The sequence below is a fragment of the Georgenia ruanii genome (assembly GCF_009193175.1).
Classification (GTDB): Bacteria; Actinomycetota; Actinomycetes; order Actinomycetales; family Actinomycetaceae; genus Georgenia; species Georgenia ruanii.
The window spans coordinates 1-12,853 of the sequence record NZ_VUKE01000001.1 but is presented as its reverse complement, the minus strand read 5'-3'; the positions used below and the strand labels follow the sequence as shown (position 1 = coordinate 12,853).

Below are 12,853 nucleotides of genomic sequence, written 5' to 3'. Positions count from 1 at the left end.
GCCGCCGGAGGGCCCGTGCCATGGCGGCACGGGCCCTCGGCACACCCGTGACGGTGCGGCGGCCGGGCCCCAGCGGGGCGCCGGTTCGGACGCGCAGGCTACGACACCGCAGGGCCGTCGGCGCTCGACGCCTCGGGCGGCGCGGACGCCTCGGAGGCGGGCGCCCTGGCGGGCGCGGGTGCGTCCCGCGCTGGCTGCACGGTGCCGCGCAGCGCCGTCAGCTCCTCGCCGTGCACGAGCCGCACGGGCAGCGGCAGGCGACGCAGCCCCCGCTCGATGGCGTCCACCGGCAGCGGGGCGTCGGAGGCCGCCAGCACGAGGTTGCCGTAGCGCCGCCCGCGCAGGATCGCCGGGTCGGCCACCAGCGCGACGTCGGCGAAGACCTCCTGGACGGCGGCGATCTCCGCCTTCGCCCGCGGCAGCGGCGGGCGGTCGGTGAGGTTGACGAGGTAGAGCCCGCCGGGGGCGAGCACCCGGTGGACCTGCCGGACCGCCTCGAGAGTGCGCACGTGGGCCGGGACCAGGCCGGCCGCGAAGACGTCGCGGACGACGACCTCCCAGGCGCCGTCCCGCAGACCGGCCGTGACCGCCCGGGCGTCGCCGGTGCGGATGCGCAGCCGCGGCGCGCGGGGCAGGTCGAACCACTCGCGCACCAGCCGCGCCAGCTCCTCGTCGAGCTCGACGGCGAGCTGGGTCGACCCGGGCCGGCGCGCCTCGAGCGCCCGGGGCAGCGCGCACCCGGCCGCGCCCAGGTGCAGGGCCCGCACCGGCCCGGCCGGCCGGGCGGCGTCGAGGACGACGACCATCTGCTGCATGTACTCGAACTCGAGGTGCGCCGGGTCGTCGAGGTCGAGGAAGGAGCTCTCCGTGCCGTCGAGCAGGAGCGTCACCTGGTGCGGGGCCCCGGGCTCGCGGCGCAGGCTCGCGGTGCCGAGGGAGGTGGGGACCGGCTCGGCGGGGAGCACGGCGGCGCCGCGGCGGGGCGGGCGCCCACGGCGGGGTGTCACCCGGCCACGTTAGCCTGGGAGCGGCGCCGAGACCGGGAGGGAGACATGAGCCGAGCCCCGCGCAGCGCGGCTGCGCGCCGGTCCTGGGGCGAGGACGACACCGGCTGCACGATCCTCCACGTCGACATGGACGCCTTCTTCGCCTCGGTCGAGCTGCTCGACCGTCCCGAGCTGCGCGGCCGGCCGGTGATCGTCGGCGGGCAGCACCGCGGCGTCGTCAGCGCCGCGAGCTACGAGGCCCGCGCCTTCGGCGTGCACTCGGCGATGCCCGTGAGCCGGGCCCGGTTGCTGTGCCCGCAGGGGGTGTTCCTGCCCGGCCGGCACGGCCGGTACGCCGAGGTCTCCCGCGAGGTCATGGCGGTGCTCGCGGAGGTGACGCCGGTGATGGAGCAGGTCAGCATCGACGAGGCGTTCCTCGACGTCGCCGGGGCGGTGCGGCGGATGGGGTCCCCGCTGACCATCGGCCGGTGGATCCGCCGCGAGGTCCGCGCCCGCACCGGGGTGCCGGCGTCGGTGGGCGTCGCCGGCACCAAGCACGTGGCCAAGCTCGCCTCCGCGCACGCCAAGCCGGACGGCCTGCTGCTCGTCCCGGTCGAGGCGACGGTGCCGTTCCTGCACTCCCTGCCGGTCGGGGCGCTGTGGGGGGTGGGGGAGAAGACCCGGGCCGTGCTCGAGCGCCACGGGCTCGACACCGTCGCCGACGTCGCGGCCACCCCGCTGCCGGCGCTGCACCGCATGCTGGGGGTGGCCGCCGGGCAGCGGCTGCACGAGCTGGCCTGGGGCATCGACCCGCGGCGCGTGGCCCCCGGCCGGGTGGAGAAGTCGGTCGGCACCGAGACCACCTTCGCCGAGGACGTCACCGACCGGTCGGTGCTCGAGCGGGTCCTGCTCGACCAGGCGCACCAGTGCGGCGCCCGGCTGCGGGCCGACGGCATGCTTACCGCCACCGTGTCCATCAAGGTCCGCATGGCCGACTTCACCACGCTGACGCGGTCGCGGACGCTGCCCGCGCCGACGGACCTGGCCCACGACATCGTGACGGCCGCGCGCGAGCTCCTCGCCGGCGTGACCATCGCCGCCGACGGCGTGCGCCTCCTCGGGGTGCGGGCCGAGCGGCTCCTCAGCGCCGGCGCCGGGGTGCAGGCGACCCTCGACGAGGACCCCCACCGGGCACGGGCCGAGCGGGCCATGGACGGGGTCCGGGCCCGCTTCGGATCTGCGGTGCTGCGACCCGCGTCCTTGATCGACACCACACGGGGTTCGGCTTTCCCGGGCGCCTCCCGGGACCTATCCTGATGTCGAAGCGTCACCTCATCGGCGACGGGTTGGCGGGATGACAGGAGGTCCGATGCCTCTCTCGGAGTACGAGCAGCGCATGCTCCAGCAGATGGAGCAGCAGCTGCGTTCTGACGACCCGCGGCTCGCCAACACCCTGGCCGACAAGCCGCGGCCCGACGTCCGGCGGCTGAGCCTGGGGGTGCTGCTCTTCCTGCTCGGTCTCGGCGGACTGGTCGGCGGCGTGGCCACCGGTTACGTCTGGCTCGGCGTGCTCGGGTTCCTGGCGATGCTCGCGGGCGTGATGCTCGCCATCGGCGGCCCGCGCGGCACGGCGAAGGCGCGTGGCCGCGGCAAGCGCACCGGTGGGCCGGCGACGTCCAGCTCCTCCTCCGGCGGCTTCATGCAGCGCCAGGAGGACCGCTGGGACCGGCGCAACGAGGAGCGCGGCCGCTAGCCTGCGCGCGCGCCCGAGCGGTGCGCGCAGCCTGATCACCCGCAGCCCACGGCCCGTGCCGTGGGCTGTCGCTTGTCCCGCCCCCGCCGCCGGCCCCGAAGCCGGCGGCGGTGGGTCGGCCCCTCCACCGTGCTCCACGCGCGGTGTCGGCGTGTCGGCCGCGCCCCTCCACGTTCCTCCCCGCCCGCAAGACGCGGCGACCCGCCCCCCTCCACTTCGCTCCACGCCCGCGCAGGCGAGCCCGCGCCTCGCGGACCGTCGCGCTCCACAACCGCGGAAATACGCGGGAAAGGACGTCGTGATCCCCCCGACGGACCGTGGCCGATGCCTATGGCAGCGCCCGCCGGGCGTACCCGTGCCACCGCCCTCCACCCCGCCCCAGCGGCGCGGACCTGCGGATATACCGGGTTCGCGCGAAGAAGCGCGCCTCATTTCGCATTGCTGGGGGAGGGAAGTGGAGTAATGTGGGGCGCACGGGGGGGGAACCGTTTTTGGCCCGAGGGAGGAGGTGCCAGTGTGTTCCTGGGGACGTATGAGCCACGTCTTGACGACAAGGGGCGCCTCATCCTCCCCGCGAAGTTCCGCGAGCAGCTCGCCCCCGGCATCGTCCTCACCCGCGGCCAGGAGCGCTGCCTGTACGCCTTCCCGGTCGCCGAGTTCGAGAACATGCACGACCGTCTGCGCCAGGCGCCCGTCACCAGCAAGCAGGCCCGGGACTACCTGCGCGTCTTCCTCTCCGGCGCCAGCGACGAGGTGCCGGACAAGCAGGGGCGCATCACCATCCCCACCAACCTGCGCCAGTACGCCGGCCTCGACCGCGACCTCGCCGTCATCGGCGCCGGGGCGCGCATCGAGATCTGGGACGCGATCGCCTGGCAGACCTACCTGGCCGAGCAGGAGGAGGCCTTCGCCGAGACCGCCGAGGAGGTGGTCCCCGGCCTCTTCTGACCCGCTCCCGTCCTCCGGCACCCTCCCGCCCACCCCCCGGACTACCACCGACCACCCCAGCACCACCCGACCCCCGCACGACGAGGTCTCTCACCGCGACTCTGACGCACTTCCCCGGCGCCAGAGCAGGCGGAGGGAGTCCTGGCCGGGCGGCGGTCGGCCCGCCCCGTCCATCGCCCCCCGCGGACCAGGAGAGAAGACCCCATGAGCCAGGCAGATGCGGCTTCGCTGCACGTGCCCGTGCTCGCCGAGCGCTGCCTCGAGCTCCTCGCCCCCGCCCTCCAGACGCCCGGAGCCGTGCTCGTGGACGCCACCCTCGGGATGGGTGGTCACACCGAGGCCGCGCTGCGGCGCTTCCCCGCCCTCCACGTCGTCGGCATCGACCGTGACCCCCAGGCCATCGCGCTCGCCTCCGCCCGGCTGGCGCCCTTCGCCGACCGGTTCACCGCCGTGCACACCACCTACGACCACATCGACGACGTCGCCGCCGAGCACGGCGACGACGCGGGCCTGGTGCAGGGCGTCCTCATGGACCTCGGCGTCTCCTCGCTCCAGCTCGACGAGACCCAGCGCGGCTTCGCCTACGCCCACGACGCCCCGCTGGACATGCGGATGGACCAGAGCGCCGGCGTCTCGGCGGCCCAGCTGCTCGCCGAGGCCAGCGAGGCCGAGCTGCGCCGGATCCTCAAGGTCTACGGCGAGGAGAAGTTCGCCGGCCGGATCGCCGCCGCCATCGTGCGCCGCCGGGCCACGGCGCCGCTGACCCGCACCGGCGAGCTGGTCGACATCGTCCGCGAGAACATCCCCGCCGCCGCCCGCCGCACCGGGGGTAACCCGGCCAAGCGCACGTTCCAGGCGCTGCGCATCGCCGTCAACGGCGAGCTCGAGGTGCTCGAGCGGGCGATGCCCCGGGCGGTCGAGGCCCTGGCGGTGGGCGGGCGGATCGTCGTCGAGTCCTACCACTCCCTCGAGGACCGCGCCGTCAAGGCCGTGCTCGCCCGCGGGGCGACGTCGTCGGCGCCGCCGGACCTGCCGGTCGAGCCCGAGACGCACAAGCCCTACCTGCGCCTGCTCACCCGCGGGGCGGAGGAGGCCGACGCCGCGGAGCAGGCGCGCAACCCGCGCGCCAAGTCCGTCCGGCTGCGCGCCGCCGAACGCCTCCGCCCGACCCCCGAGCACCTGCTGACCCGCCCGACCGACCGGCCCACCCGCCGAAGGAGCACCGCATGAGCGCCGCGCCCGCCCGCGCCCCGAGAACCACCACCGCGTCGGCGCCGCGCCCGGCGCCGGCGTGGCGCCCCCGCCTCGCCGTCGTCGCCAGCCCGCGACCGGCCCGCTCCCTCGTGCCCTACCTGCTGCTGTGCACCGCCATCCTCACCGCGTCGCTGCTCGCGGCGCTGCTGCTCAACACCCACATGGCGGCCACCGCGTACGAGATCCACGACCAGCAGGTGGCCCTGACGAAGCTCGACGAGGCGGAGGCGTCCCTGCGCGCTCAGGTGGAGGAGACCGGCTCCCCGGCCACCCTGCAGCGCCGGGCCACCGAGCTCGGGATGGTGCCCGCCGAGCACCTGCGCTTCATCCGCCTCGCCGACGGCGCGCTGCTCGGAGGCGGGGAGGCGGGGTGAGCCGGCGGAGCACCCCGCCTGCCACCGTCGGCAACCGCCGGATGCGCCGGCAGGCGGCCCTGACCCTGCTGCTCACCGTCATGATGGTCTTCGGCGGGCGGCTCGTGTACGTCCAGGCCGTGCAGGGCCCGGACCTGGCCGAGCAGGCCAAGGCCGACCGGACCCGCACCTCCCTCATCCGCGCGCCCCGCGGCGACATCCTCGACAGCGACGGGGAGGTGCTCGCCTCCTCCGTCGAGCGCTTCAACGTGGGCGTCAACCAGCGTCTGGTGCGCAACTACGAGCGCAAGGACCCCGACACCGGCGAGGTGCTCGGCGCCGGCGCCGCCGCGGCGGCCGAGGTGCTCGCGCCGCTGCTCGGGCGGGACAAGGCCGAGCTGGGCGCCCAGCTCGTGGGCGACTCCACCTTCGTCTACCTCGCCAAGGGCCTGACCCCGGAGCAGTGGCGGGCCATCGACGCCCTTCGCGTGCCCGGCATCGAGCCCGAGGAGACCACCGCGCGCATCTACCCCAACGGCGCCACGGCGGGGAACCTCATCGGCTACGTCGGGCGCGAGGGGCACGGCCTCGCCGGGCTCGAGCAGAGCTTCAACGAGGCGCTGACCGGCACCGACGGCAAGCTCACGGTGGAGATCGGCGCCACCGGCCAGGTCATCCCCACCGGCCAGCGCGAGGAGGTCCCCGCCGTCGCCGGCCACACCGTGCGCACGAGCATCGACCGGGACCTGCAGTTCCTCGCCCAGCAGAAGATCGACGAGGCCGTGGCGAAGTGGGGCGCCCAGTGGGGCGCCGTCGTCGTCGAGGAGGTGGGCACCGGGCGGGTGCTCGCCATCGCCGACTCCGGCACCGTCGACCCGAACAACTACCAGAAGTGGGACGCGGCCGACCGGGGCTCGCGCGCCGTCTCGGCGCCCTACGAGCCCGGCTCGACCGGCAAGCTGCCCACCTTCGCCGCCGCGCTCGAGGAGGGCGTGGTGGACACCGGCACCCCCTTCACGGTGCCGGACCGGCTCACCATGCCCAACGGGCAGACCTTCACCGACAACGACAACCACGCCACCGCGCGGCTGACCACCACCGGGGTCCTGGCCGCCTCCTCCAACACCGGCACCGTGCAGATCGGCGACAAGATCGCCGACGAGGTGCGCTACGGGTACCTGCGCGGGTTCGGCTTCGGCCAGCGCACCGGCATCGAGCTGCCCGGCGAGACCCCCGGCCAGCTGCGCCCGCCGGACAGCTGGGACTCCCGCACCCGTTACACCACGATGTTCGGCCAGGGCATGAGCGTGAGCCTGCTGCAGAACACCTCGATGGTCGCCACCCTCGGCAACGGCGGGGTGCGGATGGACCCGCACATCGTCGATGGCCTGGCCGACGGCGACGGCGTGTTCGCCCCCACCAAGGTCGGCGAGGGCACCCGCGTGGTCAGCGAGGCGACGGCGGACAAGGTCATCGCCATGATGGAGAGCGTCACCGCCGACGGCGGCACCGGCGTCCTGGGCCGGGTCGAGGGCTACCGCGTGGCGGCCAAGACCGGAACGGCCCAGATCGCCGACGGCAAGGGGGGCCTGAGCTCCCGGCTGGGCTCCTACGTCGGCCTGGCCCCGGCCGAGGACCCCAAGCTCGCCGTCGGCGTCGTCATCTACAAGCCGCCGGGGATGTCCTACGGCGGCGTCACCGCCGCCCCGGTCTTCCGCGACGTCATGGGCTTCGGCCTGCGCCAGATGGGCGTGCCGCCCTCGACGACGCCCGCGCCCGACCTCCCGCGCGAGGCCGGGTAGGGGTGAGCAGCGCCACGTCGGATGGCCGGGGCGTCGCGGGCGGCAACAATGGAGCGGTGACAGCACTCCCCGACAACGCCCTCCTGCGCCCTGCCGCCTCCTCCCCGCAGCGCCTCGGCGACCTCGCCGCGGCCCTCGACCTCGCCCCCGCCCCGGCCACCGCCGACGGCTGGGGCGCGGCCGAGGTCCGCGGCGTGGTGGCCGACAACCGCCGGGTGCGCGGCGGCGAGCTGTTCGCCGCGATCGGCGGTGCGCACGTGCACGGCGCCCGCTTCGCGCCCGCCGCGGTCGCCGCCGGCGCCGCCGCCGTCCTCACCGACCCCGCCGGCGCGGACCTGCTCGCCGCGGGCCTCGGCGTGCCCGTGCTCGTGACCCCCGACGTCCCGGCCGTCCTCGGCCGCCTCGCCGCCACCCTCTACGGCGAGCCCGGCCGCGCGCTGGGCACCTTCGCCGTCACCGGCACCAACGGCAAGACCACGGTGGCGTTCATGGTGGACCACGCCCTGCGCGCCCTGGGCCGCACCACCGGCCTCGTCGGCACCGTCGAGGTCCGGGTGGCCGGCCGCGCGGTGCCCGCGACCCTGACCACGCCCCAGCCCGACGAGCTGCAGGCCCTGCTCGCGGCGATGGTCGAGGCCGGCGCCGACGACCTGGTGATGGAGGTCTCCTCCCACGCCCTGGCCCTGGGCCGCGTCGACCCGTTGGTCTACGACGTCGCCGGCTTCACCAACCTCACCCAGGACCACCTCGACTTCCACGGCACCCTGGAGGCGTACTTCCAGGCCAAGGCCTCCCTGTTCACCCCGCGGCGCTCCCGCCGCGGGGTGATCCTCGTCGACGACGTCTGGGGCCGCCGGCTGGTGGAGCAGGCCCGGGCCGAGGGCGCCGCCGCGGTCGCGCTGGCCGTCGCCGCGCCGCCGGAGGTCCCGGCCGACTGGCGCGTCGGCGACGTGCGCGCCGACGCCACCGGCACCGCCTTCACCCTGACCCACCGCGACGGGCGCGCCCTGCGCACCGCCACCGCCCTGCCCGGCGGGTTCAACCTCGCCAACGCCGCGCTGGCCGCCGCCATGGTGCTCGAGAGCGGCGTGGACGTCGCCGCCCTGCAGGCCGCGCTCGACGCCGCCGGCGGGCTCAGCCCGGTGGTGCCCGGCCGGATGGAGCAGCTGAGCGAGCGCCCCCGGGTGATCGTCGACTTCGCGCACAACACCGACGCGCTGGCCCAGGCCCTCGCCGCGCTGCGGCCGACCACCGCCGGCCGCCTCGTCGTGCTCTTCGGCGCGGCGGGGGAGCGGGACCGCTCCAAGCGCCCGGACATGGGTCGGGTGGCCGCCGAGGCCGCGGACGTCGTCGTCGTCACCGACGACGACCCGCACGACGAGCCGCCCGCCCAGATCCGCGCCGAGGTGCTCGTCGGCGCGCGGGCTGTGAGCGGGGCCACCGTGGACGAGATTCCCTCTCGGGCCGAGGCGATCCGTACGGTAGTGCTGGGGGCAGGCGAGGACGACACGGTCCTCGTGGCCGGTCGCGGCCACGAGACGGTCCAGGAGATCGCCGGCACCCCCCACCACCTGGACGACCGCGACGAGGTGCGCGCCGCGCTGGCCTCGCGCACCGGAGGACCCACCGCATGATCACCATGACCCTCGCCGAGGTGGCCGCCGTCACCGGCGGCCACCTCGCTGCCGAGGCCACCGACGTCGTCATCACCGGCGACGTCGTCACCGACTCCCGCGCCGCCGGGCCCGGCACGCTCTTCGCCGCCTTCGCCGGCGAGCACGTCGACGGGCACGACTACGTCGCCGCGGCGCTGGCCGCGGGCGCGGCCGGGGCGCTCGTGTGCGACACCGGCGCGCTCGCCGGCGTCGACCCCGCCCGGCTCGTCGTCGTCGACGACGTCGCCGCCGCCCTCGGCGCCCTCGCCCGGCACGTCCTCGCGGTCCTGCGCGCGGGCCGCGGCGCCGACGACCCGCTGCGGGTGGTCGCGGTGACCGGGTCGGTGGGCAAGACCACCACCAAGGACCTGCTCGCCCGCCTCCTGCAGCCGCTGGGCGAGCGCATCGCCCCGCCCGGGTCGTTCAACAACGAGATCGGGCTGCCGCTGACCGTCCTGCGCGCGACGCGGACCACCCGCACCCTCGTCCTGGAGATGGGCGCCGACCACGTCGGCAACATCGCCTACCTGACCTCCGTCGCGCCGCCCGACGTCGCCGTCGTCCTCGTCGTCGGCCGCGCGCACCTGGGGGAGTTCGGCGGCATCGACAACGTCGCCCGCGCCAAGTCCGAGCTGGTCACCGGCCTGGTGCCCACCGGCACCGCCGTGCTCAACGCCGACGACCCCCGGGTGGCCGCGATGGCCCCGCTCGCGCCGGGCCGCGTGGTCACCTTCGGCCGCGCCGCCGGGGACGTGCGCGCCGAGGACGTCACCCTCGACGACGCCGGCCGCGCCGCCTTCACCCTCGCCGCCCGCGGCGAGCGGGCGGCGGTGCGCCTGGCGCTGGTCGGGGAGCACCACGTGACCAACGCCCTGGCCGCCGCCGCGGTCGCGCTCGAGCTCGGCCTCGCCCTGCCCGACGTCGCCGCCGCCCTGGCCGGCGCCGGCGCGGCCAGCCCGCACCGGATGGACGTGCGCACCCGCCCCGACGGGGTGCGCATCATCGACGACTCCTACAACGCCAACCCCGACTCCATGCGCGCCGGCCTGCGCGCCCTCGTCGCCCTCGCCGGACCACCCGACGGGGCCGCCCGCCGGGTGGCCGTGCTCGGCGAGATGCTCGAGCTGGGCCAGGACGCCGCCGCCGAGCACGCCGCCCTGGGCGCCGACGCCGCGCGCCTGGGCGTGGACGTGCTCCTCGCCGTCGGCGCCGGCACGGCCCCGCTGGCCGACGGCGCCCGCGCCGCCGAGGCGCGGACCGAGGTCCTCGAGGTCCCCGACGTCGACGCCGCCCGCGAGCGGCTCGCGGGCGTGCTGCGACCGGGGGACACCGTGCTGCTCAAGGGCTCCAACGGCTCGGGCATCTGGCGCCTGGCCGACGCCCTCCTGACGGAGGCCGCGCCGGCCGACGGGGTGATGCCGGCATGATGACCGTCCTCATCGCGGGCGCCGTCGCGCTCGTGCTCTCGCTGCTGGGCACCCCGCTGTTCATCCGGCTGCTCGTGAAGAAGAACTACGGGCAGTTCATCCGCGAGGACGGCCCGACGGCGCACTTCACCAAGCGCGGCACGCCCACCATGGGCGGGGTCGTGATCATCTCCGCCACCGTGCTGGGCTACGTCATCGCCAACCTCGTCACCGGCCGGCTGCCCAACGCCTCCGGGCTGCTGCTGCTCTACCTCATGGTGGGGCTGGGGGTCATCGGGTTCCTGGACGACTACATCAAGATCTCCAAGGAACGTTCCCTCGGGCTCAACCCCAAGGGCAAGATCATCGGCCAGGCCCTCATCGGCATCTCCTGGGCGGTGCTGGCCCTGCAGTTCCCCAACGAGAACAACCGCACCCCGGCCTCGACGCACGTGTCCTTCATCCGCGACACCGGCATCGACCTGGCCTGGGCCGGCATGGGGCTGGGCCTGGTGCTGTTCGTGCTGTGGGCCAACTTCCTCATCACCGCCTGGTCCAACGCCGTCAACCTCACCGACGGCCTGGACGGGCTGGCCACCGGCACCTCGATGCTCGTCTTCGGCGCCTACACGGCGATCACGATCTGGCAGGCCAACCAGTCCTGCCAGTTCCTCGCCGCCCCGGGGCCGGAGTGCTACGAGGTGCGCGACCCGCGCGACCTGGCCATCGTCACCGCCGCCATCGTCGGGGCGTGCTTCGGCTTCCTGTGGTGGAACACCTCCCCGGCGCAGATCTTCATGGGCGACACCGGCTCCCTCGCCCTGGGCGGGGCGCTGGCCGGCCTGTCGATCCTCACCCGCACCGAGGTCCTCGCCGCGATCATCGGCGGGCTGTTCGTCATCATCGTCATGAGCGACGTCATCCAGATCGGCTTCTTCAAGGCGACCGGCAAGCGGGTGTTCCGCATGGCCCCCCTGCACCACCACTTCGAGCTCAAGGGCTGGGGCGAGGTGACGATCGTCGTGCGGTTCTGGATCATCGCGGCCCTGTTCGTCATGGCGGGCGTGGGCCTGTTCTACGCGGAGTGGGTGGCATCGGCGGCATGAGCGAGCACCGCACGGATCTCGACGGCGCCCGGGTCGCCGTCGTCGGCCTGGGCACCTCCGGGCGCGCGGCCCTGGAGGCCCTCGGCGCCACCGGCGCCCGGCTGGCCGGCTACGACGCGGCCCCGGCGGCGCTGGACGCCGCCCGCGACAGCGGCGAGGTGCCCGACCGTGCCGCGCTGCGCGCCGCCCCCGACCCCGCCGAGCTCGCCGACGCCGTGCTGGCCGCCCGCCCCGACGTCGTCGTCGTCTCGCCCGGCATCCCCGCCGTCTCCCCGCTGCTCACCCGCGCGGCGGCGGCCGGGGTGCCCACGTGGAGCGAGGTCGAGCTCGCGTGGCGGCTGCAGGCCGCCCGCCCGGACGGCACCCGCGCGCCCTGGCTGACCCTCACCGGCACCAACGGCAAGACCACCACGGTGGGCATGCTCGCCTCGATCCTCACCGCGGCCGGCGAGCGGGCCGCCGAGGTCGGCAACGTCGGCACGCCCATCGTGCGGGTGGCCACCCGCCCCGGCGCCGACGCCCCGGACGTGCTCGCCGTGGAGCTGTCGAGCTTCCAGCTGCACTCCACCCACACGGTCTCGCCCGAGGCCAGCGCCTGCCTCAACATCGCCCCCGACCACCTGGACTGGCACGGCTCCTACGAGGCCTACCGGGCGGCGAAGGCCCGCGTGTACGAGCGCACCCGGGTGGCGTGCGTGTACAACGAGGCCGACCCGCAGACCCGGCACATGGTCGAGGAGGCCGACGTCGTCGAGGGGGCCCGCGCCGTCGGCTTCACCCTGGGCACGCCGGCGGTGGGCCAGGTCGGGGTGGTCGAGGACCTGCTGGTCGACCGCGCCTTCGCGCCCGAGCGCCACCGCGGCGGCGCCGCCGAGCTGGCCACCCTCGACGACCTCGCCCACCTCGCCCCCGCCGGGGCGGGAGTGCCCCGCCACGTCGTCGCCAACGCGCTGGCCGCCGCGGCGCTGGCCCGCGCGCACGGGGTGGCCCCGGCGCACGTGCGCCAGGGGCTGCGCGACTTCCCGGCCGGGGCGCATCGCATCGAGCGCGTGGCCACCGTCGACGGCGTGGCCTACGTCGACGACTCCAAGGCCACCAACGCCCACGCTGCCGCCGCGTCGCTGCGCGCGGTGACGCCGGGGACGTGCGTGTGGATCGCCGGCGGGCTGGCCAAGGGCGCCCGCTTCGACGACCTCGTGGCCGAGCAGCGCGAGCACCTGCGCGCCGTCGTCCTGATCGGGACGGACCGCGAGCCGCTGCGCTCGGCGCTGGCGCGACACGCGGCCGACGTCCCCGTGATCGAGGTAGACGCCGACGATGATCGGGTGATGCCGACGGCCGTCGCCGAGGCGGCCCGGCTCGCCCAGCCCGGCGACACCGTGCTGCTGGCCCCGGCGTGCGCGTCGATGGACCAGTTCCGCAGCTACGCCGAGCGGGGCGAGGCGTTCGCCCGCGCGGCACGAGAGCTGAGGAGCCGGGAATGACCACGCTGGAGGGCAGCCGGCGCCCCGCGCCGGCCCGGGGCCTGGCCCGCCCGGCCGCCCGCGCGGCCCGGACCGCGGCCCGCGCCGCGCGCGACACCGCCGGCGC

At 75.8% G+C, this 12,853-nt stretch carries 11 protein-coding genes; 10 read left to right on the top strand and 1 reads right to left on the bottom strand.

Annotated elements, in window-relative coordinates; genetic code table 11:
- Positions 1 to 98: 98 nt before the first annotated feature.
- Complete coding sequence (locus GD880_RS00055) at positions 99 to 1,007, bottom strand: spermidine synthase (protein ID WP_193314294.1); 909 nt, start codon at positions 1,005 to 1,007, stop codon at positions 99 to 101.
- 45 nt (positions 1,008 to 1,052) lie between these two features.
- Here GD880_RS00055 and dinB point away from each other — a divergent pair, with 45 nt between their 5' ends.
- From dinB to murD, 10 genes are all read left to right on the top strand, one after another.
- Positions 1,053 to 2,303, top strand: a complete 1,251-nt coding sequence (gene dinB / locus GD880_RS00050) for a DNA polymerase IV (RefSeq protein ID WP_152229608.1) — start codon at positions 1,053 to 1,055, stop codon at positions 2,301 to 2,303.
- A 52-nt stretch (positions 2,304 to 2,355) separates the two neighbouring features.
- Positions 2,356 to 2,739, top strand: a complete 384-nt coding sequence (locus GD880_RS00045) for a DUF3040 domain-containing protein (RefSeq protein WP_152229607.1) — start codon at positions 2,356 to 2,358, stop codon at positions 2,737 to 2,739.
- A gap of 516 nt (positions 2,740 to 3,255) precedes the next feature.
- Entirely contained in the window at positions 3,256 to 3,687 is a 432-nt protein-coding gene (gene mraZ / locus GD880_RS00040; RefSeq protein WP_152229606.1) for a division/cell wall cluster transcriptional repressor MraZ, read from the top strand.
- A gap of 204 nt (positions 3,688 to 3,891) precedes the next feature.
- Positions 3,892 to 4,917 (top strand): 16S rRNA (cytosine(1402)-N(4))-methyltransferase RsmH, encoded by a 1,026-nt coding sequence (rsmH, locus tag GD880_RS00035; RefSeq protein ID WP_152229605.1) that lies wholly within the window; start codon positions 3,892 to 3,894, stop codon positions 4,915 to 4,917.
- Entirely contained in the window at positions 4,914 to 5,315 is a 402-nt protein-coding gene (locus tag GD880_RS00030) for a hypothetical protein (protein WP_152229604.1), read from the top strand. The genes rsmH and GD880_RS00030 overlap by 4 nt, the downstream gene beginning before the upstream one ends.
- Complete coding sequence (locus GD880_RS00025; protein ID WP_152229603.1) at positions 5,312 to 7,096, top strand: peptidoglycan D,D-transpeptidase FtsI family protein; 1,785 nt, start codon at positions 5,312 to 5,314, stop codon at positions 7,094 to 7,096. Before GD880_RS00030 ends, GD880_RS00025 begins: the two co-directional genes overlap by 4 nt.
- Positions 7,097 to 7,152: 56 nt before the next feature.
- Positions 7,153 to 8,730, top strand: coding sequence for a UDP-N-acetylmuramoyl-L-alanyl-D-glutamate--2,6-diaminopimelate ligase (locus GD880_RS00020; protein WP_152229602.1), 1,578 nt, complete (start codon positions 7,153 to 7,155; stop codon positions 8,728 to 8,730).
- Positions 8,727 to 10,178: a UDP-N-acetylmuramoyl-tripeptide--D-alanyl-D-alanine ligase gene (locus tag GD880_RS00015; protein ID WP_152229601.1), complete on the top strand. Its 1,452-nt coding sequence runs from the start codon at positions 8,727 to 8,729 to the stop codon at positions 10,176 to 10,178. Before GD880_RS00020 ends, GD880_RS00015 begins: the two co-directional genes overlap by 4 nt.
- The gene (gene mraY, locus GD880_RS00010; RefSeq protein ID WP_152229600.1) at positions 10,175 to 11,263 is read left to right on the top strand and encodes a phospho-N-acetylmuramoyl-pentapeptide-transferase; all 1,089 of its coding nucleotides are present in this window, start codon (positions 10,175 to 10,177) and stop codon (positions 11,261 to 11,263) included. Before GD880_RS00015 ends, mraY begins: the two co-directional genes overlap by 4 nt.
- Positions 11,260 to 12,747 carry a UDP-N-acetylmuramoyl-L-alanine--D-glutamate ligase gene (gene murD, locus GD880_RS00005; protein ID WP_152229599.1) on the top strand — a complete coding sequence of 496 codons (1,488 nt, stop codon included), beginning with the start codon at positions 11,260 to 11,262 and terminating at the stop codon, positions 12,745 to 12,747. Before mraY ends, murD begins: the two co-directional genes overlap by 4 nt.
- Positions 12,748 to 12,853: the final 106 nt, after the last annotated feature.